Here is a 23,961-nt window from a genome sequence, read left to right as displayed (position 1 = left end):
CATGAATCATGATCAATCACCTCAGAATCTTGTCCTGATCGACGTCATGCGGGGACTGGCCGCCTTTGCGGTCCTTGTTTACCATGCAAGCATTGTCTCTTTCTTTCCAAAGGACAATCATCCATTTTTCAGCGGCAATGCCCTTACATACGTGGAAAGCCTTGGATGGGTAAATGCCCCGATCTTCTTCCTGACCGGCTTCGGTTATCTGGGAGTTTCCTTATTTTTCATCATCAGCGGCTTCTGCATCCATCTTCCCTACACTTCACCGGGGAAGTATGAGGCAAGAGGCGGCTTGAGGAATTTCCTCAACCGGCGATTCTGGAGAATATACCCGCCGTATATTTTCATCACCTGCATCTCATTCATATTGGCCGGCGCCGTCCTCCAGAGACACGAGCAGTATAATATCACCGCCTCCTATTTGATAGATCATCTCTGGTTCTGGCACTACGCGCCTGAAGCCCCCTCGTCGATGGGCATCGTGACTGTTTCATGGACGGTTGCCCTGGAGGTTTTCTTCTACCTCATTTATGTAATTGCAGCCAGGCGGCTGATTCTGCGGTTCGGGATGAAGAAGATCGCCATCGTGTGGTTCTCAATCCATATCCTGTACACACTTTCTTTCCATCTCTCCCCTGCTTGGCCCGGAAGCCTCCATCACGAGTTTTTCAATCCGGTGCGATTTCCGGTGACACGCTTCGGGGAATGGATTCTTGGAGCATGGATCGCGGAATGGTGGGCCACCCGCATCCGCCGCAGCAACGCCGCCCCGTCCAGCGCTCCCTACCTCTGGACCGCCAGCGGCGTGGCGTTGCTTCTTTCAATCCCATTAACCGGCCTCGTCACCAATATCCCACGGGATGCTGCGAGTGATATCACCGCCGCCATCGGGTTCTCCTGCCTTTTGAAAGGGCTTTTGGAACTGGGGACCGCCACCCAATATCGCAGCGTCTTCCTGAAACAGGCCGTTTTGATCGGCACCATTTCCTATAGCTTGTATCTGGTCCATATCCCGGTCCTGGCCGCAATCAAGATCGCCTTCCCCCCCCTTCCAGGAGGGCCATTCCTACATAATGCCGTTTGGGTCGTCCTCGCCTGCACCGCATCGATCGCAGCGGCGGCCATCACTTACGTCTTCATCGAAAAACCGGCCCATGACCTTGGCAAGCACGGCAACCACCGTATGACATTCTTGGGTCGGACAATGGGAATAGGAAGGTCCACCGCTCTTATCGCGAGTGTTTTGTGGGTTGGGTTCTCAGCTTGGTCATCGACCATGGTGAGCCGGAAAATAGCCGCCTTTTCGGTACCCACCAATCACGCCTTCTTTCAAAAAGCAGAAAAAGGCACTACACCGGTCCAAATCACCGGATATGCGGGTGCCTTGGCGCGCGAAATCGAATGGAGTTCCCGGCGGGCGGATCAAGCGGATGACTCCAACCCGCCCTGGAAAAAGTTGGCGGTCCCAACCCCGATCACAGGCCGATTCAGCGGGACCATCGAATTGGATCCCGGGCATCACGTTATATGGGTCCGAAGCCACTCCAACGGAAAAAAGTGGGTATCCGAGCCCAAGGAAATCTATATTGGCGATCTGTTCCTCGTGTGGGGCCAATCGAATGCCGTCGGCAGCTCGGAACTGCTCACTTCCTCCGCGACATCAGGAGTCCGGCTTCTCGGCCATCCCCACGGTTCAAGCAGAGCCGCCCACGATCCGCAGAATCACGAAGGAGGCGGATCCTATTGGCCAAAGTGCGGTGAAGCGCTTGAGAAAGCGCTTGGCTATCCTGTAGGCTTCATCAATGTTGCCCAAGGGGGAGTTCCCGTTGGCAGGTTCTCCGATCCCTACTGGCTCACGAAAAACCTGAATCCCGCACGATGGGGCGGACAGAAAGTCCGGGCAGTGCTGTGGTGCCAAGGTGAAGCGGATGCCACCACTTCCACCCAGGATTACTCCGATTCTCTCGGCGGCCTCATCAGATATTCGATAGATTCAGGCCTGTTCGCCGGAGACCCGGCATGGATCGTTTCTCTCACCAGTTGGAATGGCACCAGCGTTTCCGACAACGTAAGGAATGCCCAGCGCCAGCTCCCAACCAACAGCTCATTGGTATTCCCGGGCCCGGATACGGACTTGATCGGAATCCGGCACAGAGAGGCGGATGGCGTCCATTTCTCCCAAAGCGCCACCACGGAACTCGCTGGAAGCTGGGCCAATTCGATCCTACAGGCATTGGCTCCGAGATAGCCGCTTTAGCCGGAATGAAAGCATCACGCCGATTGATTCACATCGCGCAAAGACCGCAACCCCATACCCATGTCATCACTTGCCAAAATTTATCAGGACGGCACCTACGCCACCAAAAACAGCGCCTTTGGTGACGATAACGCCGCCGCAAAGATTTCCTGGGCTCTCAAGGCATGCAAGGAATTCAAGCTCGGCCATCAGACCATCGCCGAGGTGGGATGTGGAGGCGGGGCCATTCTGCTGGGTGTCGCCGAAGCGCTTAAACCGGAATCCGCAGTGGGATTTGAGCCCATGGCCGAAGCTTTCGAAGTAGCGGAAAAGCGGACGACCCCGACCGTCAGCTTCAAAAACGAGACAGTCAGCCATTCCAGCAATGACTTTTTCGACCTAGTGATCTGTTTCGATGTCTTTGAACACATCGAGGATTACTTCACGTTCCTCCGGAACCTCCGTATGCTCGGTAAAAATTTTCTGTTCCATATCCCCCTCGACATGAACGCCCAAATGGTCGCAAGGGGGACACCTATTCAGATGGTGAGGGAGGAGGTGGGCCACATCCATTATTTCTCAAAGGACTCCGCGATCGCCGCCCTCAAGGAATGCGGCTTTTCCGTCAGAGGTCATTTCTACACTTGCGGAGCAGATGGCGCATACAGCGGCCGGCTTTTCCGAATGATGAAATATCCAAGGAAAATCGCGTTCGCCTTGGCCCCCGATCTCGCAGTCCGCGTGCTTGGCGGATATTCGTTGATGGTATGGGCGTCACAGGAGCCCGTATAATTCCCATTTCTCCACTCTCCCAATTCAATTTTGAACGATGACTTGGAAACAAAAGGTCGCAGGGATTCTCAATAAATTCGGATATGACCTGCGCCGCTACCGTCCGGACACCCACTCCGGCGCACGCCGGATGAAACAGATGGAATCTTTTGGAAACGATCTTGTCCTCGATGTCGGCGCGAATGCCGGACAATTCGGCCAAGAGCTGCGCGAGGCGGGATACCGGGGCGATATCCATTCGTTCGAGCCGCTCGATGATGCCTTCGCCATCCTCGCACAGACCGCCGCACGCGATGCCCGTTGGAATGTGAAGAACTGTGCTCTGGGAGCGGAGAGAGGCGAAAGCGTCATCCACGTGTCCAACAACTCCTTCAGCAGTTCATTGCTGGGTATGCTCCCAACCCATGAAGAGGCTGCCCCGGAATCGAAGTACGTGCGGGATCAAAAGATCTCGGTGGAAACTTTGGACCACCTTTTCCCCGATATCGTATCCCGGAAGCGGTCCATCTGGCTGAAGATCGACACCCAGGGATTCGAGAACCAGGTGATCGCAGGTGCCAAAAGAAGCTTGGCCCAGATTGACACCGTGCAGATGGAAGTCTCCCTCACTCCACTCTATGACGGGGCACTGAGCATCGAACAGATGATCTCGATGATGTCTTCCCACGGCTACTGCATCGTCGATGTGGAGCCCGAATTCTGTGATCAGGCAACAGGACGATTGTTCCAGGTCAATCTGACCTTCCACCGCTATTGATCTCCAGCGGCCGTTCTTCCGCAAGTCCGGCCGCCTTGCCTGAATCCCCGATGTTTTCCCTTCAAAGCCTGAGACAAAGCAAGGCGGCCCGGAATGCGGCGGCCTCCTATGTGGCATTTGCCTCCACAGCCATCGGCGGCCTGGCTTCCATCCCTATCGCCGTCCACTACCTGAGCAAGGCGGAGATGGGGCTTTGGAGCATCATCTTCACGATCGTGACCTATCTGCTATGGCTGGACCTCGGCATCGGCAATGCCACCGGGCGAAAAATCGCCGATGCCATCGCCACAGGCAACAAACCGGAAATCAACCGCTGGTGGACGCTGTCCATGGGTGTACTACTCCTGCTCGGCGGGCTGATGTTTTTGGTGGCGCTGGCGCTCACCCCTTTCCTCGGCCTGTTTCTGGAAATTCCCCCGCAGATGGCCAATGACGCCAAGTGGCTGTTTCTGGGCACCGCCGCCGTCAGCATGATCGGAATGCCTTTCCGGGCTTATCCCGGGCTGCTGATCGCCCAGGAGCAGTTCCATTGGGTGCCGATCGTGCAGGCACTGCTGCCCTGGCTGCAGTTGGGGCCTTTCTGGTATCTCCTCCACGCTGGCTTCGGAGTCAGGTCCTATCTGCCCGCCATCGCCCTCGCACAGATGTGCGGATGGGCGATCTGGGGCTGGAAGGTCCACTCCGACAATTTCTCCGTCCGGGTCGATCTCAGAGGATGGACACGAGCCCGCTTCCGCGAGTTGTTCGCCTACAGCAGCAGCCTGGCCGTCAGCGGCATTGTCGAGTCGGTGATGCAGAGCCTGCCGTCACTGCTTCTCGCCCGTCTGGGCGGGCTGTCTTTCGTGGCGGTGTATAACCTCAGCAGCCGCGGACCAAGCTTGGTCAGTTCGTTGGCGCTACGCACCACCCATTCCTTCTACCCAAACCTGCAGAAGCTTTTCGTCTCCAAGGCATACCAGCGGTTCATGAACAAGTTCCGCCATGTGAACCAGCTCGGCATCTGGATCGGCCTAGCAGGTGCTGGCGCCATCATCGCTGGCAACCGCCCGCTGGTTTCCTGGCTGGCGAAGGCGGATTTCTACGCCGGAGCCTGGACCAACCTCTGGCTTGCCTGCTGGATCATCAATACGACTTTCGTGAACGGAACGCTGGAACTGTTCCAGATCTCCGGGCGCATGGGAAAGACCGCGTTCTACTCTCTTCTGGAGCTTCCCGTCGGGATCGCACTCTGTGCCACCGGCTACCACTACGGCGGCCTTCCGTGGCTCGTCGCATCATTCGCCTTTCTTCCCCTGCTGGTGCGCGGACCCTACGCCATTTTCGCCGGCCCGCGGTTCTGCGGTTTTTCCACCCGCCTGCTTTGTGGCAGATCCCTCGTGTCATTGGCCGGAGTTCTCGCTCTGGCCATTTCAGGTGGAGCATGGTGCGCGTCCGGCCATGAAACCGGCAAGCCCTTCGAAATATTCGGCCGCACCACCTATCTGCCTTCACCCAGGGAGTGGATTTTCGGCGCGGTCGCAGCCGGCATCGGTGTCTTCCAAGCCATGCGGCATCTCCGTGCGATCCGGCGCCATTGAACCGCACAACGAAGCAGTTCAGGCCCCAGCCTCCTTATTTCCAAATGCGCATATTCACAGGCTCACCCTACCCTCACCCTGACGGGAGCCAAGCGTTTTTCGACCGGGATTCCGGCTTGTTGTCGCGGGGATTCCAGAAATTGGGAATCGAGTCCCAGCCCATCATCCTTGGTCCTCCGGGTCCGAAAGATCTATCGCCCCTTGTCCGCGCCAACTGGAGCCAGATGGAGGACACCGGCTGGTGGCGGTCACTGGAATTGGACGGACTCGTATTCATCACATGGGGAAACCATCCCTTCAGGAAAATGGTGGAGGCCGCTGTCAGGGCAGGCATCACCGTGGCACAAGTCACCGATACCCAAGGCATCCACTCCCCCCTCGCCGACTGGTCCGCCCACATCCGCGCGGAGAAGGCCCACTATTGGTATGAACCGCGATGGAAGCAGATAGCCCGGACCATCGTCAAGATCCCGGTTACCACCACGGTAAGGGTCGGGATCCGCGATCTGCCGGATGCGCGGGCCATCACCGCCGGAGACTATTTTCTGGCTCCCACGCCACTGGCTTCGGAGCGCTACCGGCGCTTGGTCAGGCGGCTCCGGGGTGCGGGGCAGGCAAGCAAGGTTCATTTCGCTCCTTTTCCCGTGAATTTCATCTTCCGCTATGATCCTGCCATTCCCAAGCAGGATGAAGTCGTGGCCGTCGGTCGCTGGGAGAGCACCCAGAAGCGAACTCCATTCCTCATGGAGGCGATATCCCGGACCCTCTTCCGGCGACCAACCACAAGGTTCAGGATTTTCGGGCAAAAGAGTACGGAACTGGAACGCTGGCATGAGCACCTCTCTCCGGAATTGCGCTCCCAAGTCATCCTTGAAGGGCTCCTCCCCAATACAAAAATCGCCGAAGCCTACCAACGTGCCAAAGTGATTCTCGTCAGCGCCGCCTACGAGGGATGCCACAACGCATCAGCGGAAGCCGTGTGCAGCGGAGCAACCGTCGTCGGTTGCCGCTCGCCATTTCTCGGCGTGATCGAATGGCATGCCTCCCGGAATTCCGGAAGCCTCGCCGCCGAGGAAAACCCCTCCTCCCTGTCCGAAGCACTTTTGGAGGAACTTGGGCGTTGGGACCGCGGTGAGCGAGATCCCGCTGCGATCAGCGAAGCCTGGACCAAGGACCTCCACGCGGACAAAGTGGCCGCCCGCATTCTCAGCCTTTTCAAGGCACGGGCCAAATCCATCCCACAGGAACAATGATACGGGTGATCCTACAAGGCCGTACGGGAAACAACCTGTTCCAATATGCGGCTGGCCGCGCCCTCTCCGAGCGGCACCAAGTCCCTCTCGTGCTCGATGGTTCATGGGTCAATCCGAGCCAGGAATCCACATTCCGGCATCTGCTGCGGCTCCCCATCAAGGCATGCTATGAGAACAGCCTCAGCCCCATTAAACGGTTGTCCCGCCGCCTCTTTGATACAGGACCCTTGAACTTTTACAAAGGGGAGATGATTGTGGATCCCGATAACGGGGTAGTGCCTGATCTCAGCCAGGCGGGCGCCCAAACCGTCCTCATCGGCTTCTTCCAGAGTCCGCTGCATTTCAAAGGCCTGGAGAAAGCTTTGAAAGAGGAACTCGATCTCAATACTCTCGAACTGCCTGCGGATTCGCGGCGTTTCGAAGAGGCTCTGCGCAGCAAGCCGACAGTTTCCATCCATGTGCGCCGGGGAGACTACCTCGCCATCAGTAACACCCAATGCCTTAGTGAAAACTATCATGAAGAGGCGATCCGGCGATTCCGCGAACGTCATGAGGAGATCCGATTCTGCGTCTTTTCCGACGATATCGGGTGGTGCCGGAAACAGTTTGTGGGAAACGAATTTCTGTTCTGTGACTTCCCAATCGGCCATCAGGACCCCCTTCATGACATGCGGTTGATGTCAACGTGCCATCACCATATCATCGTAAACAGCAGTTACTCATGGTGGGGAGCCTGGCTCAATACGCACACCGGACAGAAGGTCATCGCACCGAAAACCTGGATGCGCGGCACACCCTCCGAATTCATCATACCAGAATCCTGGGTTACCTTGTGATATAAAACGAACATACCCATGTCACAACAAAACCACGAAGAATCATATTATTGCCCCGCGAAAGGAAGACCACTTCCCGCCCTCACCCCCTTCACCCGGCATCTTCTGAGGTTCTACGGATTGATTCCGATCACCCTACTAAAAAAATGGATTTCAATCCGCCTTAAAATTCCACCCGATGTTGATTTCCAGCCAGGATTCCGCTGCACATCCGGAAAGCTTTTTTTCACGGGACCAGCCAGCCTCAGCGACACCCTGTTTGTGGACTACGGATCAGTCCATCTAGGCCATAATGTCGGCTTCTCCTTCAGAAACATCGTGATCACCAGTACTCATGAAGTGGATGACTTCTCCAGAATCATCACAAAACCTGTCACCATCGGAGACAACGTCTGGATCACATCAAATGTCACGATTCTTCCCGGCATCACGATCGGAGACAATTCCATCATCGGCGCCGGAAGCGTCGTCACAAAGGACATCCCCCCGAACTGTTTTGCCGCCGGAAATCCCTGCAAAGTCATACGCCACCTGAAATAAACAGAATCTAAATCCGATCAAGGCCGACAGCCTCCGGATTCAGATCCGAACCATCATCCTAACCTTGAGCATCTTCAGAAAACTAGAAAAAGCAGCGGCATTATTTGGCATGTCGCCGCGTACAGGCGTCAAAGCCATCGTCAACCTCAACTGGTATCTATCCGACCTCAGGGAAATCAAAAAGCAGGCACGGCTGAGTCATTTCAAATTTCCACTCGGAACCCTTTTCCCAATTCTAACAGAACGCGGTGATCAAAGCGGTGCGACCTTGGATCATTATTTCCAGCAAGATCTCCGCGTAGCGCGCCGGATCTTCGAGCTGAATCCGGAAAGGCACGTAGATGTCGGCTCCAGGATCGATGGATTCGTGACCCATGTCGCTTCATTCCGGCCAGTTGAAGTTTTCGATATCCGCCCGATGGATTCCACGATCCACAATGTCCGGTTCCAACAGGCGGATCTCATGAAAATGGACGAGCGCTTCACCGACTATACGGACTCACTTTCATGCCTGCACGCAATCGAACATTTCGGGCTGGGCCGGTACGGTGATCCCATTGATTTCGATGGATTCGACAAAGGCCTTCAAAATCTCTCCAAAATGCTTAAATCCGGCGGACGCTTCCACTTTGCCACGCCGATGGGGCCCCAGCGGATTGAGTTCAATGCGCACCGTGTATTCTCGGCTGAATTCCTGATCAATTATTTCTCTTCCATGTATCGAATTGATCGTTTTTCCTATATAACCGATAAGGGTGAACTCATAGAGGATGTACCTCTGGATCACTCCGGATTTCCTGAAAATTTCGGATGCCGCTACGGTTGCGCCATCATTGAGCTGATAAAGCTGCGATAAATACGCCGCCATCCCCAAGCAACGTCCAACCCGGATTCCCAACACCCTGGATCGCCATAAGATGCTCATAACCGCCTTGGTAACCTGCTACAACCGGCGCGTCCTCACGTTGGCGTGCCTGGAACGGCTGTCCCATCAGTCTTTGCCAGAGGGTGCGACGTTGGACGTGGTACTTGTGGATGATGGTTCTTCTGATGGAACCGCACAGGCCGTCCGCCAAGCTTTCCCCGGGGTGGAGATCATCCCTGGATCGGGCAACCTGTTCTGGTGCGGCGGAATGCGAGTGGCATGGAAACATGCCGCAGTTTCGGATCCTGACTACTATCTGCTTTTCAACGACGATACGGCGCTGGAGGGCAACGCCCTCCGGCATCTGCTGGAACTGGCGGGGCCGCCAACGGAGAGGGTGATCGCCGTGGCATCCATTGCGGATGAGGGTACCGGCGAGATCAACTATGGCGGAGTCAGCCTGAAACGGGGGATGCTTGCGCCCGATGATGAAACGGAGTGCGATACCTTCACGGCCAACTGCGCGCTGGTTCCCCGTGCCGTCTTCCAGGAACTGGGGATGCTCCATGATGCCTATACCCATGCGATGGGTGATACTGACTATGGCATTCAGGCCCGGAAGCGTGGGATCCTGATTAGGAAATCCGGAGAGTTCCTCGGGACCTGCGGCACTAACGCGGTCGAAGGAACCTGGCGCGACAGGTCCCTGCCGCGCCTGAAGCGTCTGGAACTGCTGCAGCGGCCAAAGGGCCTTCCCTTTCCCGAATGGTTGGTGTTCACCCGTCGAAACTTTGGATGGAAGTGGCCCTACTACGCACTTTCACCGATGATTCGGATCTTAGCTGGGCGCTGAAAAGCACCGCCCTTATTTAATTCACTAATTATAAGACTTTTATGGATATTTTTAACCTCGAAACCGGATCCGAAAGTCATAATTCGCTCTAACACCGGATAAGTTTCCTTTCAGCGGAGAAAAATCAGGAGAAAATGAATCCGCCAGCCTGAGACTGGTCCGCCGACAAAAATCCATCCTTCTTCTCATGCAAACGAGCGCGTTGCCACGCATCATCATGGGAGCAGCCTTCACGCTGCTCGCCCTCATCGCGACGCTCCAGATCTTCACCTCACAGGGAAACGTACTCGGAAACTCTTTCCGGTATCTCACGCCGCTCGCGCTTGCTCTAGCGATGGTGGCACCGAGAATGTCGTTCTATCTACTGTTGATGGCTGGCGCTTATCTGGACTGCATCAAGCGGTTCATGATCATGGACAGTCGCTTCTCTGACGTCGATCTGGCTTTCATGCTCTCCTTCGCCCCTGCTCTAGTGGCAGGAATGGTGCTGAAATTCCTGTTCTCCGCCGTCATGGGCTCCGGCCAGGTAAGCAAGCGGGAGGTTGTGCTGTTCTTCGTCATCACCTTCGTTTGTTGTGTCATGGGCGGTACCCAGTTGATGATGGAGGGAGGCCTGCGGAACGCCGGCAACGCCGTCAATACGGTTGCATACCTCTACATGCCGCTCCTCCTCCCGAGGATTTTCAATGGGATCGCCGATCTGAAGAAGCTCATGCTGTCGGTGGTCCTCATCTATCTGCCTGCGGCACTCTGGGCGATCCACCAAGCCTATTTCGGAATCGCCGACTTCGAGATGCAGTATCTGCTTTCTGGGATGACCATCGAGGTCCGGCAGTTGGATGAGGAAGTGTTCCGCAACATGGGAACGATGGTCAGTGCGCACGCTCTCTCGATGGTTGCTTCAATTCTGTTTGCCTCCCTGCTGCTGCCGGTAATTTGGAAGAAGGGGAAGATCAGTCTGCGGGCTTGGCTCAATCCAGTACGTTGGCTGGTCCTGGTGCTCTTCATGGCGAGCGCTTACTTCACATTCAGCCGCACAGGCTGGGCCTGTGCGATAATCGCCTTGCTCGCATTCTGTTGCCTGCAGAGCAAACTCCTCACCTACACGGCTTTTTTCAGCGCATTGGCGGGAATTTCCATCCTCTATCTCTCCGCCGACCATCTGCTGACGTCCCGGGTCATGGTCAACGCGCAGGAGCAGTTGTTTGAGAAATTCGGGGCCTCCCCCGAAATACGTCAGACACTGGTTCTAGGCACCTTGGATGCACGCTTGGAGAGCATGGCTAGTTTCGTCAATGACGCGGATCTATGGACCCCCTTCGGCATGAAGATCGCCGGAACGGAGCCGAATGTGAACTGGATCCACGACATTCTGACCGAGACCCTGATCAAGATCGGCTATATCCCACTCTCCATCGCGGTTCTCGGATTGATCGTGGGGACGCTGTATGTATTCCGCTTGGTGTTCCGGATGCCCAAAGGCCCCCACCGGACGTTGATCACCTACTTCTTCGCGTTGGGGATCGGCATGGTGAGCGGTGGATTCAGCCAAGGAATCATGATCCTTTATTTCCCGATCAACTTGTTCTGGTGCATGTTCTTCGGCATCGCCTTCTCGATCTATCAATGGTGGCTGGCCGACGCTTCTTCCCTCAAAATCTACGAGCCACTGGGTGGCGCCGCTACGGGAAGGGCTGCGGGACAGGGTTCCGGCTTGTTCCCGGCACCAGCCGGCCGAACCGCCTGACGATCCTTGCCGGGCAACCGCTTGAGCGCGTCCCGACGTTCATTCATGAAATCACTGGTTATTGTCTCCAAGGGGCTGGCGCCTTACAGGACACGATTCTATTCCGAAGTGGCCCGATGCCTGGGCGCCCGCGGGTGGCGCGTCGCGCTGCTCACCGCCAGATTGGAAGCACGTGATCATCCTTGGAAAGATGCAGGAGAGGGGGGCCAAGGGCTGGAAATCATCCATGTCGGGCCTGATTCCGACAATTCGACGTTGCAACGGTTGGTGAACAAGTATGGCCGCCTGCTGACAAAGTCGGACCCCGAAATACCCAGCACGGCGCTGCTGAAGGAACTGGTCCGCCTGAAGCCTGATTGCATCTGGACACATGAATATTCCCCATTCTGTCTCGCCGCCGCGATCTGGGCCGGGATCAGGGATATTGTTTGCATCCTGTCGACCGACTTGGGAGCCAACCCCCCTCCGCATTCCTGCACCCCCCTGCAACTGCGGATGCACAGGAAGCTCGCCTTCCTATACAATGGGGTGATCGCCCAAACTAGGGAAGCGACCCGGAGATGGCCCGAGACCATGATGCCGGTGAATTTCGCTCCGCATGCGATCGACGCCGACGGGTATTCCCGCTCACCACGCTCTCCGGGGGACACCATCCGCTTTCTTTTCGTCGCGGGGATAAAGCAGGAGAAAGGCATCGAACAGACCATCGAAGCCGCGCGCATTCTCGCGAAGGAAGGCCACCATTTCGAACTCCGGGTCATCGGCACCGGCCCTTTGTCCCAATGGCTGGGAGAACAGAAAGACCCATGGCTTTCCATCGGGGGTTTCATCGAAGGGGAGGCGCTGCGCAAGGAGTACGGGAATGCGGACATCTACGTCCTTCCGACCGAAGGGGACACCTACGGGGTGACCGTCCATGAGGCCGCGGCCAGCAGCTTGCCGCTGATCGTGGGGAGAAACGCCGGAGCCGCGGAAACATTGGTGGCGAAAGGCTCCAGCGGATTCCAGATCGACCACACCGATGTTCCCCGGCTTGCGGACCGGATGCGGACGTTGCTCCAGGACAAGGACCAGAGGGATGCCATGGGCGCCGCGGCACGGATCCTGGCGGAACAACTGGATGTGAAGCTGTTGGGAGCCCGGACGGCTTCTTTCATCGAAGCGCTGACGGGCTTCGGTCAAACCGATGCGGGAGAAGGCGCCGGCGATCCCGAACATCCTTGTGAGGTTTCCGGAGAACGCCTCCCGCTTCGCGGGGAAAATCCAAGGGTTGCCGCGGTATTTGCGACCATGAACCGCAGCGCCGTCGCTGCGGAGTGCTTCCAGAGGCTGACGGATCAAACATTGCCACCGTCGAAACTTTTCGTAACGGACAACGCCTCGACGGACGACACGTGCGAGATGCTGAAATCGGTGGCGTCCAACTCCACCTTGCCCTTCGAACTGATCCGCTCTGAGGAAAATTTGGGAAACTCCGGCGGGGTCAAACTCGCCGTCGAAAAAGCTTTCAGCCAAGGCTATGACGCCGTGTGGATCCTCGATGACGATTCGTGGCCGCAGCCGGCTGCCTTCGAGCGTCTGATTGACCCCGACGGCCCGTCCGAAGGCATCCGGACTTCTGTCGTGCTGGCACCGGATTCCACAGAATTAAGCTGGCCTTCCGAAGTCATCACCATTGACGGGTTCTGGAGGAATCCGGTGAGATTCGAATCCCTCCCCATGGCTCCGTGGGTCCGGACGCGCAGATCCTGGCTCGGATCATTGATTCCGAAGGATGTCTACTGGGACGTGGGTCCCCTGAACCATGATTTTTTCCTCCGTGGAGAGGATGAAGACTATCCGAGAGCCTTGGAATCCGCGGGTTATCCATTCTGGATGGCCACCGGATCCATCCTCCATCATCCTGTGGCAGGGCCTTTAGTCAGTCTGGCGCTGGGGGAAAACAAGCTGTGCCTGGAAAAAAACCTGAGCGGGGACAAACTTTACTACCGGATTCGCAACATGTTGTGGATCAAACGGAAGGAATCGGGTTCCGTGATTTCGTCCTTATTGGCGATTGGTTATCTACTACTGATTATGAGATGGTTACGGCCATTGATTCCATCCTTGGGAGTCTTTATTGAGGCTGTCGTTCATGCTTACCAGAACCGACTGGGAAAACGGCCCCTGCGCGGCAATCGATAACAATGACATCTTCAGTTGCCCCCCGCCCGTATTCGCTCATGCTGGTGCTTTCCGAGGCCGCCGCGCGCTGTAACCATCATGTTTCTCAGTCGTAAAGACAGTTTCACCATCCAGACCCTCCAGCTGGCAGATGCATTCCTGGTGTGGCTGGCATTCTGGACCGCGGGTGAACTCCGCCCTCTGCTTCTGGAGCTGTCTCACCGCTCCATCAGCGGGAACAACGAAATTTCGACGATGAGCTGGGTGCTCTACATCGCGGTTCCTTTCACTCCGCTGGTTCTCGAGCGCTTCGGCTTTTATCACCGCATTCGCCAGAAGATGCCACGGCAGGCGATCTCTCAGTTGCTAAAAGGTCTGCTGGTCATCGGGCTGCTGATAGGAATGTTTTCCCTTCTGGCCAAACTGGTTGACGCACGCCGCCTCATACTCGGGTTCGGCTTGCTATTCGTTTTCCTTCTGCTGTTTGTGCGAGACCGCCTGACCAGAATCTGGATGAAAAACCGAATGAGTTCCGAGCAAGGGCGCGAGCAGGTCATTATTGCCGGCACACCGGAGGAGGTGGAGGCGCTCATCGCCGATGTCGGCCCAGACATTACATCGGATTGGAATGTGGTGGAACGGTTCGACCTCGCAAACCGCCCGGTGAAAGATCTCTATGAACTGCTGAAGGCCAAATCCGTGGGTCGCGTGCTCTTCGCGACCAAAAACAGTGAGTTTGAGAAGGTGGCCCGTGCCGTGGAAGCCTGTGAGCTGCAAGGTGTCGAGGCGTGGATTGCCGCCTCTTTCATCCGCAGCCAGATCGCCCGGCCTGCTTTCGACGCCGTGGGCTCCAAGCCGATGTTGGTGCTGAGATCGACTCCCGAACTATCTTGGGAACTGATGTGCAAGGGACTGATGGATCTCGTCGGCTCCGCCCTCTTCATCATCGCCACATCCCCTCTTTGGGTGGTCGCCGCCATCGGCATCAAAATCAGCAGCCCGGAAGGCCCAATCTTCTTTTCCCAAATGCGTGCCGGTCGTTACGGCAAGCCTTTCAAGATGTGGAAATTCCGCACGATGGTACCCAATGCCGAGCAACTTCTCCAGAAAACCAAGGATGATCATGGGAACCAGATGGAAGGTCCGGTATTTAAACTTGACCGGGATCCGCGAATCTTTCCATTTGGAGCATTTCTCCGGAAGTTCAGCATTGATGAGTTCCCGCAGTTCATCAACGTGTTCGCCGGAGACATGAGCTTGGTCGGGCCACGGCCCCTGCCGCTCTATGAGGTAGAGGCGTTCGGAGAAATGTCGCATCGCCGTCGCTTGAGTGTGAAACCCGGGATCACCTGCGAATGGCAGGCCGGTGGCCGCAACAAGATCACCAGCTTCGATGAGTGGGTGAAAATGGACCTCCGCTACATCGACAACTGGTCCCTCGGCCTCGACATCCGGATTCTCCTCAAGACGATCCCAGCGGTGCTGTTCGGCCACGGGGCGAAATGAGCCGCTGACTGAAACGGTTTTCAAACGGAGCAGAAACATGCCGGTTCTAACATCCATTTTCTTCACGATCGGGCTGATCCTCGCGGTTACGCTCGGAGCCCAGACAAGACCATGGTCGTGGGGACCCGCCCTCATCTTTCTGGGCCTTGCGGCCGCGGCTTCGATACCCGCCCTGATCCGCTGGAGAAAATTCCCCGACGGTGGGGTGATACTTCTGGGCGCGCTCCTGGTGATCTGGGTGGCGGTGCGGGCTTGGCTTTCTCCAGTGGCGGAGCTGGCAACGGCGGACATCCTCCTTCTGTCCTCCGCGGTCGCCTCATTTGTCGCGGCACGGGTGATCGCCGGCTCGGAGCGGGCCACCGGAATCGTCTTGTGGGGCATCTGGTTTCTTCTCGCCTCAAGTGTCTATCTGATCATCCGGCAGATCCCGGATCCCTCCTACAATATCATCTACCCCCTGCGCCCGGGAGCCTACCCCTCTGGATTTTTCGGCCACTACAACGACTGTGCGAATTTTCTCGCGGGATCTTCCTTCATCCTCGCCGGAGCGGCCGTATTCGGAAGCCCCAACCGTCCCACGCGGTGGCTGTGGATCCTGACATCGTTGGCGGCCCTGTCGTGCATCTACTTCACCCACTCACGAAGCGGTATTCTTGCCGCAGCGCTGGGGACCGGGATCTTCCTCTTCTTCGGCATTCTGCAGGTGAAGAGGCATCACCCGAAATGGTTCGGCCTGCTTCTCCTGAGCCTGCCGCTGCTCGTGTGCGGGATCATCGCCCTTCTCCTCCAGGGCTGGAGTTCCGCCCAGAGCATCCGATCTGAATCTGCGGACGTTGGAATCATCCTCACCAATACGATCCGGCTACATCTTTGGGGCATCGCATTCTCCTGCGCCGACCTTCATCCATGGGCCGGAGGAGGTAGTCGTAGCTACAGTTGGGAATGCTATGAATTCTGGGACTTCAACGCGCATGGCTGGCAACAGTTGCAGCCGGAATACGTTCACAACGAAATCCTCCAGACTTTCACGGACTACGGTTTGCTGGGAGGATTGCTGGTGATCCTGCTGATCTCAACCATCGTCGTATCGTTGCTGATCCGAATTCTGCAACCGAAGTCCGGAAGTGCGGATTCCCTCCCCGCACTCGGTTATGGGGGCATTGCCGCGCTTGCGGCGGTTCTGCTCCAATCGAGTTTCAACTTCGTTTTTCATTTGCTGCCAGGAGCGATTCTCCTCGGACTCATTCTCGGACGGATCTCTTGTCCTCTGCCATCCCGGAAACCAGTTTCTGCATGGTTGCACCGGGGGGCATGCACTCTTGTTACCTTGATTGTGGTGATCGCTGCGTTGATCATGCTGTTGTTCGGAGGCAAGGGCACTCGGGTAATGCATCATCTTGCACCCGTCATCTTCCGCTCAGCGCAGGAGGTGACATTGGCGCAACGGATATACTCGACGGAGGATGCGTTGGAAGTTTGGCCCCAAGCAGCACTCTACAGCGATCTGGCTAATGCCCTGCACACGAGCATCCAGAAGGATCTGCCAATGCGCCTTCTAACTCCGCAGATCGAGAGAGCCATCGCTGCTTACCGGTCGGGGCTTGAGCTCCATCCCTTCGATCTTTCTCTGTCACTCAACCTAGCCAATCTCTTCGATTCCATGGATCTGGATGAACAGGCCTCCGCCGAGTATGAACGGACGATCCGGCTACAAGGGGGAATGGAAATGGGATTCGGAGGGCACCAGAGGCTTGCATCCCATCTTGCAAAGATCGCCGGCAAACAACTGGCGGAAGGGGACTCCAACAAGGCCTTTAATACGTTCGTGAAGGCTCAAATCCAATTCGACGCGACCGTTTCTGCCAATCCACCCTTCCCCACCTCTCCAGAAGGAAAGCGGCTCAATTCGCTCATCCTAGACGGTCTGGGCCGCGCCGCCGAACAATCTGGGGATCTAGAGGGAGCGCTGGACTTCTACCAGCAGCTTGCCGATGCCGATCCGGGGCTTGGAAACTACAGGACCGGGATGCTGCTTGGAAAGCTTGCCCGGACTGAATATTCGGAGCGACGGCCCGCCAGAGCGCATTTTCTCTTCCTGCGCGCCAAAGAAAGCCTCGGCAAGACGCTTGGAATCGCCAATGCTGTCACGAAGGCCAATGTGGAGGAAGAATTGGGCTATCTAAACGCGATGATCGACTTTTTTACCGTGACCAAGATCCCCGTCGAGGATTCCTCCAAGTAAGCGGGAAGCACGGCCCGGACGGTCGCGCTCCGGTGCTCAACCGCGGGGTTGGATTTGCTTCCATTCGATCTGCTGCTCCGCGAATGCGGAAACGAAATCGGCCAGTTTGCGGTCCACTTCCTGTTCGGTGATCTCGGCGTCCGGATACCAAGGCATCCTGCCGTAGCACATGGAGAAGGACGCGTAGGCCCAGCGTTGGTCCATTCCACGCACCAAACGGTCCTGCATGTCCATGAAAGTCCGCTGGAGGTGGTCATGAGCCAGCCGGTCGTGACCGACGAAAAAGTAGTAGGTCACGCACTTCAGTTCCTGAACCTCTCCTTGGGAGGCACCCGAGCTCCGGCGGGTGGAACGAAGCCGGCGGACGGTGAGATCGCGACCGTTGGAAAGCTTGATCGTGACGTCGCTGCCGACCAGATTGACATGCCCCTGCGCGGGCATGCAGCGCTCGGGCCGGTGAATGGAGTTATTCAGGTCATAGCCTGACAAAACGATGGAAAGATCGATGATGTCCGCGTTCCTGTAGCCGTCTTCGGTGAATTCCCCAGGGCGGGCGCGGAAACAGGTCGCTTTGGAGAACTGCGTGTCTTTGGCCAACGCTTCGAGTTCCTCTTTACTCGGAAGGTTCTTGCGGAACATCCACTCGCCATCCTCCTGGGGCAGTTCCATCCGGATGGCACTGTTCGCCACCCGGCCCGCGCTGGGGAGCAGGTAGATGCCTCCCAAGCCGAAGGCGAGAAGGGCGGGAAGGGATAACAGCTTCCAGTTCATCTTTCGTGCAGAGGGTGGTTGGGTTCCGCGGCGATTCCCACGGTCCGGCGAACGGCGACTTTTTTCTGCCTCTTCCAAGGAAGCCCACCTTCAAGGAGGGTGTGGATGCCGAGGAGCAGTGCCAGGGAAATCGGGTAGAAAAGGAGCAATCCTGACCAGTCATGCCAGGTCCCGCTGGCCCACTCCGCATTGCCGTACTCCGCGATCACGAAGATGGAGATGACCCGGAGTGCGTTCCCAAGGATCGCCAGAGGAAACGCGGCGGCGAAAAGCGCGATCTTCTTCCACATCGAAATGTTCGCCACATAGGCCCATGCAGCGGAAATCATCAACAGGGCCATCAGTGAGCGGATGCCACTGCATCCCGCCGCGATATCCAGAGGCTGCCAGTTGCCCTTGATTGGCAGAACCTTGGTTCCGTCCACGAAGGTCTCCACACCGAACAGCGCGGATCCGTGGTGGGCCATTTTGGTGGCGATCAATTGCAGATGGGTGGTCGCCTGCTGGAAGCTGGGCAGGGGAACCGCGAGCCAGAAGAAGAAGAGTGGAAAAAGCAGGATCCGTGCGACACGCCAGCCCCAAAGGTAAAGGGCGGATCCCCAGAGGAGAAAAGGCAGGGCGCCCGCTGTCACCCGCGGTTGCAGCGTCCGGTAACCGGCAGCAAAAAACACAACCCCCACAAACACGGCCGCCAACCCCCAGAGGCTCCCGTCCCGTGCCGCCGCCTTGAGATCACGCCATTTATAGATGATCAGGCCTGCGATCACGAAGGGGAATAGAATCCCGTGCTCGTAGTCAGTCTCACCATTCCAGGCACTCTTCAGCCATCCGAAGGTGGACTGGTCCCGGGCCGGGCCGAACCGCTCCACCGCCGCGTAGAACCACAGGATCGCCGCGGCGCTGAGGATCACGGCCGCCCACATGAACACACCCGGCTTCCTTTTCCCGGAGGATCCGGACGCACCGACGTGTGGATGGGAGGACTGGACGGGGGGCTGGGACAAGGAATAGCGGGGTTTGGGTCGAGAAATCCGCGCAAAGTATTGCCCACGGCAAAACCGCTGTCAACAATCCCCCCGCCCCGCCGTCCGACCCATGAAACTGATCAGTGGAACCGCCCACCGCACCCTTTCCGAAAACATCGCCAAAAATCTCGGGCAGCCGCTCGCGGATGTCCACGTGACCGCTTTTCCGGATGGTGAAACCTTCGTCAAAATCAACGAGAACATCCGCGGTGCGGACGTTTTCATCATCCAGCCGTCCTGCCCGCCGACGAACCACAACATCATGGAGTTGCTGATCATGGTGGACGCCGCCCGCCGTGCCAGCGCGGAGCGGATCACCGCCGTGATGCCCTTCTTCGGCTACGCCCGCCAGGACCGGAAAGACCAACCCCGCGTTCCGATCACGGCGAAGCTCATTGCCAACCTGCTAACGGCGGCTGGGGTCAACCGGGTTCTCACCATGGATCTACACGCCCCGCAAATCCAGGGGTTCTTCGACATTCCCGTGGATCATCTCTACGCGAAGTCCGCACTTTTCAGCTATCTCCAGGAGCGCCATCCGGACACGACCAACCTCACCGTCGTTTCTCCGGACGTGGGTGGCGTGAAAATGGCCCGTGCCTATGCGGACGCCCTCGGGGCGGAACTCGCCATCGTGGCGAAGCACCGCGTCAGCGCTACCCGGGTGGAGGCGATGAACGTCATCGGCGAAGTCGAAGGCCGGGATGTGCTGCTGGTCGATGACATGACCGAAACCGCGGGCACCCTCACCGCCGCTGCGGAGATTCTCCAGAAGCACGGAGCGAAGCGCATTTTCGCCGGCGTTTCCCACGCGATTCTCGGAGAAATGGGTCACGAGAGGCTGAAGAACTCCGCCATCGAGGAAATGATCACCACCGACTCCGTGCCACAGGCTGCCGGTGACAAGGTGAGCATCGTCAGCATCGCTCCGCTGATGGCGGAGGCGATCCGCCGAATCAACGGCGGCCAGTCGATCACCTCACTTTTCATGTGACGGATCGATTTTCGCTTCTAAAAACAAATTTTTGACAACGGGCCGCCCGCCCGCTACATCCCTCGCCCCGCCCGCGGCCTGCCGCTGGCATTTCCCAGAACACGAACGCCTCCTGTCATGGCCACGAAAGCATCACTCAAAGCAGCACCGCGCGCCCGCAGCGGATCCGGACGCCTCAAACAAATGCGCCGCGAAGGCTGGCTGCCATCCGTCATCTACGGGCGCACCGTCGAGGCCCACAACCTCAAGGTTGACGCGAAGACCTTCAGCGACCTGCTCGCACACAGCAGCTCCGAGAACATCCTCATCAACCTCGACGTCGAAGGCGAAGGCACCCGCCTCGCGTTCCTCCAGTCCGTCCAGCACGACCCGCTCACCGGCGCCGCGCTGCACGCCGACTTCCTCGCCATCGACGAGAAGACCGAAATCACCGCCCACATCCCGACCCACCTCAACGGTGAGCCTGTCGGCGTGAAGGCCGGTGGCATCCTGGAGCAGTACATCCACGCGCTGGAAATCACCTGCCTCCCGAACGATCTGCCGGACACCCTCGAGTTCGATGTCACCCACCTCCAGGAAGGTGACTCCCTTCACATCAGCGATGTGAAGCTCCCTGCCGGTGTCCGTGCCACCCACGCGGGTGAGGTCGTCATCGCCCACATCGGCAAGTCCGGTGCCGCGATCTCCGAGGCAGCCGCCTCCGCTTGATCACCAGACATCAGTATTTGACAAAAGAGCCGGCACATTCCGTGTCGGCTCTTTCTTTTATAGCGTTGGAGTTTTCCCCCAAACTCTCTCCAGCCTACCTCTGTCACGCCGCTCTCTTTCCTGCGGCAGGACGGACAGGGCGGCGTGCAGCCAACTGAAGTTCCGCGAGCGAGCGGCTGAGCCGGATCAGGTCATCCTCGGAGATGTCCACGAACGAATCCAGCTCCCGCAGAGCCGCTATCACCTGGTCGTGGGTGGCGGTGTCCGGTTGCTCCACGGACTTCCAGGCCAGTGCCGCAGGATACCTCCTCCAGTTGAAGAAGCCGTTGAAGAGCACCGCGATGGCGACCATCACGAGCCCGTTCACCAACACCGGGCAAAGCACGAAATGGAATCCCAGGGCGTGGACGGCGGAACCGCCCAGAACCGCCGTGAGCGCGGTGGCTCCTCCGGGAGGATGGATGCATTTGAAGAGATGCATCACTCCGATGGACAGACCGACGGCGGTTGCGGCGGCCAGCGTTTGATCCGGGATCCACCTCGCGCAGGCCACGCCGATGAGGGCGGAGAAACCGTGCCCCGCCAGCACCGGCCATGGCTGGGACAACTGGCCGTGCGGCACGGCAAACAACAAAACGGCGCTGGCGCCCATCGACGCGACGAGGCCGGTCGCATGGGGGAGGTGCATGCAGCGACCGGTGAAGAAGATGAGGAAAAGAATCGAAAGGATGCCGCCCAGCAGGGAAATCCCCTTCTCCTTCCAACTGACGGCACTCAATTCGACGCCCAGCAAATCCGTCCATTTTCTCATATGAGGGCACTTCCTGAAGGGCGGCCGCCAGCCGCCGGATGAACAAAATTCATGTGAATCATGAGCGAGGGCGGTTGCCTTATATCGTAATGCGATATAGATCAAGCGCGGATGAAACGACTTTCTGATGCGGACTACACCGCGCTGGCGGACTTCCGGCACGCCTTGAGATGCTTCCTGGAGTTCAGTGAAAACGCCGCGGCGGCGGAGGGGCTCACCCCCCAGCAACATCAGGCGCTGCTGGTGATCCGCGGCACTCCCGGTTCCGTGGCGAACGTGGGGAGGCTGGCGGAACGCCTGCGGGTGAAGCACAACACTGCCGTGGAACTGGCCCAGCGTCTGGTGGCGGCGGGCCTCGTATCCCGCCAACCGGGCGACGAGGACAAACGGACGGTCCTGCTGGGCTTGACGGATCTCGGTTCGTCGAAACTGGAGACCCTCACCTACATCCACCGCCGGGAACTCGGGCAGCTCAGTCCGGAGATCCTGCGCCTCCTCCACAGCCTCGACTCATGAAGGGAAAGGCCGGACTGAAGCTCGCGCTGACCGCCATTCCCCTGGGGGTGGTGGTTGCGTTCGCAGGGATCGGACTGCTGAAGCTGATCCACCTCATCACCCAATTGGCTTTCCACGGGCGGTTTTCCTTCCATGAAAGCGATCCCGATTTCGCCACCCTCGGATGGTTGGCCATCTTCGTTCCCGCGCTGGGCGGACTGGCCATCGGGTTGATCGCACGCTTCGGAAGCCCTGCGATCCGCGGCCACGGCATCCCGGAGGCGATGCAGGGGGTGATGACGGGGGGCAGTCGGATCCCGTTGAAAGTCGCGATCCTGAAACCCCTCTCCACCGCTCTTTCCATCGGAACCGGAGGCCCGTTCGGCGCGGAAGGCCCGATCATCGCAACGGGCGGAGCGATCGGCTCCCTGGCCGGCCAGTGGCTGCCGCACAGTGCGGCGGAGCGGAAGATCCTGCTGTCCGCGGGCGCGGCGGCGGGCATGACCGCGGTGTTCGGGACTCCCCTGGCGGGCGTCCTGCTCGCGATCGAGCTGCTGTTGTTCGAGTTCCGCGGCCGCAGCCTGCTTCCGGTCGCGATGGCCGCGGGTGCGGCGATGGCAGTCCGCGGCGTGGTGGGCGAGCCGTTTCCGATGCTGCCGCTGCCCGCTCCGGATGCACCCGGCCCCATGCTCGCGGTCGGCTCGGTGGTCATCGGTGCGGTGTGCGGGCTGGCGGCGGTCATCCTCACCCACACGCTGCACGCCATCGAGCATGCCTTTGAAAAGCTGCCCTTCCACTGGATGTGGTGGCCAGCCATCGGAGGCCTGGTAGTGGGGTTGATCGGCTGGGTGGATCCCCGTACCATGGGCCCGGGCTATGGCAATCTCCGGACTCTCCTGGACGGCGGCATGCTTCTTCCCGCACTCGCTGCCCTGTTGGTGCTGAAATTCCTTTCCTGGTCGATCTGCCTGGGTAGCGGCACGGCCGGGGGGACATTGGCGCCTGTCATGACCATCGGCGGGGCGGTGGGAGCTCTCACCGCCCATGCCCTGGCCGGCTTGCCGGGCTTCGAAGGATTTCCTTTGGGCATCGCCGCATTGATCGGCATGGCCGCCATCTTCGCCGGGGCCTCCCGCGCTTTCCTGACATCGGTCGCGTTCGCGTTCGAGGCGACCCATTCGACGGCCACATTCGGCCCGCTGCTGCTGGGCTGTGCGTTCGCCATCCTGGTCTCCAAGTGGCTCATGAAGGAGTCCATCATGACGGAAAAACTGGCCCGCAGCGGCGTGCGGGTGCCGGAGGACTACGAGCCGGATCCCCTCCACGGCGGCACGGTGGCGGACCTCATGATCCGGGATCCTCTGGTGGTCGGCCGGAACACGACCGTGCGCGAGCTGGGGGATCTCATCTCCACCAGTTCCACCCGCTGGAGCCGGGCACGGCTGTTCCCCATCATCGGGGATGACCGGGAGCTGCTGGGCGTCGTTTCACGGGCGGACATCTTCGCCGCGGTCCAGGAAAATCCGGAACCACCGGTTCTGGAGGTGGCCATCACCCATCCCATCACGATCCATCCGGACGATTCCCTGGCGGAGGCCGCGGACCGTATGATCCTGCACGAAATCGGGCGGCTGCCGGTGGTGGACCGTTCGGCTCCCCCGCAGCTATGCGGGATCATCAGCCGCCGCGAGATCCTCGAGGCCCGCCGGAAGCGCCTGGAGGACGAGAAGGTGCGGGGTTGAAGGGAAGAAGCGGAATTTGCAGGGGGGGAATCCGCCACCAATCCC

20 protein-coding genes are annotated in these 23,961 nt (G+C 58.4%); 17 read left to right on the top strand and 3 right to left on the bottom strand.

What is annotated here, in order from left to right; translation table 11 throughout:
• Position 1: 1 nt before the first annotated feature.
• The 13 genes from OVA24_RS03540 to OVA24_RS03480 all read left to right on the top strand — a co-directional run bounded on the left by OVA24_RS03540 (position 2) and on the right by OVA24_RS03480 (position 17,370).
• Positions 2-2,251 (top strand): acyltransferase family protein, encoded by a 2,250-nt coding sequence (locus OVA24_RS03540; protein WP_267673561.1) that lies wholly within the window; start codon positions 2-4, stop codon positions 2,249-2,251.
• Positions 2,252-2,320: 69 nt separating this feature from the next.
• The gene (locus OVA24_RS03535) at positions 2,321-3,031 is read left to right on the top strand and encodes a class I SAM-dependent methyltransferase (protein WP_267673559.1); all 711 of its coding nucleotides are present in this window, start codon (positions 2,321-2,323) and stop codon (positions 3,029-3,031) included.
• Between the two features lie 130 nt (positions 3,032-3,161).
• Positions 3,162-3,788, top strand: a complete 627-nt coding sequence (locus OVA24_RS03530; protein ID WP_267673557.1) for an FkbM family methyltransferase — start codon at positions 3,162-3,164, stop codon at positions 3,786-3,788.
• A 50-nt stretch (positions 3,789-3,838) separates the two neighbouring features.
• Positions 3,839-5,365, top strand: a complete 1,527-nt coding sequence (locus OVA24_RS03525; RefSeq protein ID WP_267673556.1) for a lipopolysaccharide biosynthesis protein — start codon at positions 3,839-3,841, stop codon at positions 5,363-5,365.
• 44 nt (positions 5,366-5,409) lie between these two features.
• On the top strand, positions 5,410-6,618 hold the full coding sequence (locus OVA24_RS03520; protein WP_267673554.1) for a glycosyltransferase: 1,209 nt from the start codon (positions 5,410-5,412) through the stop codon (positions 6,616-6,618).
• On the top strand, positions 6,615-7,454 hold the full coding sequence (locus tag OVA24_RS03515) for an alpha-1,2-fucosyltransferase (protein WP_267673552.1): 840 nt from the start codon (positions 6,615-6,617) through the stop codon (positions 7,452-7,454). Before OVA24_RS03520 ends, OVA24_RS03515 begins: the two co-directional genes overlap by 4 nt.
• Before the next feature lie 18 nt (positions 7,455-7,472).
• Positions 7,473-7,994 carry a DapH/DapD/GlmU-related protein gene (locus OVA24_RS03510; protein WP_267673550.1) on the top strand — a complete coding sequence of 174 codons (522 nt, stop codon included), beginning with the start codon at positions 7,473-7,475 and terminating at the stop codon, positions 7,992-7,994.
• A gap of 64 nt (positions 7,995-8,058) precedes the next feature.
• Complete coding sequence (locus OVA24_RS03505; RefSeq protein WP_267673548.1) at positions 8,059-8,850, top strand: DUF268 domain-containing protein; 792 nt, start codon at positions 8,059-8,061, stop codon at positions 8,848-8,850.
• A 61-nt stretch (positions 8,851-8,911) separates the two neighbouring features.
• Complete coding sequence (locus tag OVA24_RS03500; RefSeq protein ID WP_267673547.1) at positions 8,912-9,712, top strand: glycosyltransferase family 2 protein; 801 nt, start codon at positions 8,912-8,914, stop codon at positions 9,710-9,712.
• 187 nt (positions 9,713-9,899) lie between these two features.
• Positions 9,900-11,459, top strand: coding sequence for a hypothetical protein (locus OVA24_RS03495; RefSeq protein WP_267673546.1), 1,560 nt, complete (start codon positions 9,900-9,902; stop codon positions 11,457-11,459).
• Between the two features lie 45 nt (positions 11,460-11,504).
• Positions 11,505-13,643 carry a glycosyltransferase gene (locus OVA24_RS03490; RefSeq protein ID WP_267673545.1) on the top strand — a complete coding sequence of 713 codons (2,139 nt, stop codon included), beginning with the start codon at positions 11,505-11,507 and terminating at the stop codon, positions 13,641-13,643.
• Between the two features lie 78 nt (positions 13,644-13,721).
• Positions 13,722-15,128 carry a sugar transferase gene (locus tag OVA24_RS03485; RefSeq protein ID WP_267673544.1) on the top strand — a complete coding sequence of 469 codons (1,407 nt, stop codon included), beginning with the start codon at positions 13,722-13,724 and terminating at the stop codon, positions 15,126-15,128.
• Between the two features lie 37 nt (positions 15,129-15,165).
• Positions 15,166-17,370, top strand: coding sequence for an O-antigen ligase family protein (locus OVA24_RS03480; RefSeq protein ID WP_267673542.1), 2,205 nt, complete (start codon positions 15,166-15,168; stop codon positions 17,368-17,370).
• Between the two features lie 36 nt (positions 17,371-17,406).
• Here OVA24_RS03480 and OVA24_RS03475 read toward each other — a convergent pair whose 3' ends face one another.
• Together OVA24_RS03475 and OVA24_RS03470 are read right to left on the bottom strand one after the other, a co-directional pair.
• Complete coding sequence (locus tag OVA24_RS03475) at positions 17,407-18,141, bottom strand: exosortase-associated EpsI family protein (RefSeq protein ID WP_267673540.1); 735 nt, start codon at positions 18,139-18,141, stop codon at positions 17,407-17,409.
• The gene (locus OVA24_RS03470; RefSeq protein ID WP_267673538.1) at positions 18,138-19,145 is read right to left on the bottom strand and encodes an exosortase/archaeosortase family protein; all 1,008 of its coding nucleotides are present in this window, start codon (positions 19,143-19,145) and stop codon (positions 18,138-18,140) included. The genes OVA24_RS03475 and OVA24_RS03470 overlap by 4 nt, the downstream gene beginning before the upstream one ends.
• A gap of 91 nt (positions 19,146-19,236) precedes the next feature.
• Here OVA24_RS03470 and OVA24_RS03465 point away from each other — a divergent pair, with 91 nt between their 5' ends.
• Positions 19,237-20,160, top strand: coding sequence for a ribose-phosphate diphosphokinase (locus tag OVA24_RS03465; RefSeq protein WP_267673536.1), 924 nt, complete (start codon positions 19,237-19,239; stop codon positions 20,158-20,160).
• 117 nt (positions 20,161-20,277) lie between these two features.
• The gene (locus tag OVA24_RS03460; protein ID WP_267673534.1) at positions 20,278-20,868 is read left to right on the top strand and encodes a 50S ribosomal protein L25; all 591 of its coding nucleotides are present in this window, start codon (positions 20,278-20,280) and stop codon (positions 20,866-20,868) included.
• 103 nt (positions 20,869-20,971) lie between these two features.
• On the opposite strand, the gene OVA24_RS03455 is transcribed toward OVA24_RS03460, so the two are convergent.
• A complete protein-coding gene (locus tag OVA24_RS03455) occupies positions 20,972-21,679 on the bottom strand; it encodes an HPP family protein (RefSeq protein ID WP_267673532.1) in 708 nt (235 codons plus the stop codon).
• 111 nt (positions 21,680-21,790) lie between these two features.
• Here OVA24_RS03455 and OVA24_RS03450 point away from each other — a divergent pair, with 111 nt between their 5' ends.
• Both OVA24_RS03450 and OVA24_RS03445 read left to right on the top strand, forming a co-directional pair.
• On the top strand, positions 21,791-22,195 hold the full coding sequence (locus OVA24_RS03450; RefSeq protein ID WP_267673530.1) for a MarR family winged helix-turn-helix transcriptional regulator: 405 nt from the start codon (positions 21,791-21,793) through the stop codon (positions 22,193-22,195).
• Positions 22,192-23,916, top strand: a complete 1,725-nt coding sequence (locus OVA24_RS03445) for a chloride channel protein (protein WP_267673527.1) — start codon at positions 22,192-22,194, stop codon at positions 23,914-23,916. Before OVA24_RS03450 ends, OVA24_RS03445 begins: the two co-directional genes overlap by 4 nt.
• The last annotated feature ends 45 nt before the right edge of the window (positions 23,917-23,961 follow it).

This window comes from Luteolibacter sp. SL250, assembly GCF_026625605.1.
GTDB lineage: Bacteria > Verrucomicrobiota > Verrucomicrobiia > Verrucomicrobiales > Akkermansiaceae > Luteolibacter.
Note: the sequence above shows the minus strand (reverse complement) of the source record. Positions and strands in the feature narration are given on the sequence as shown.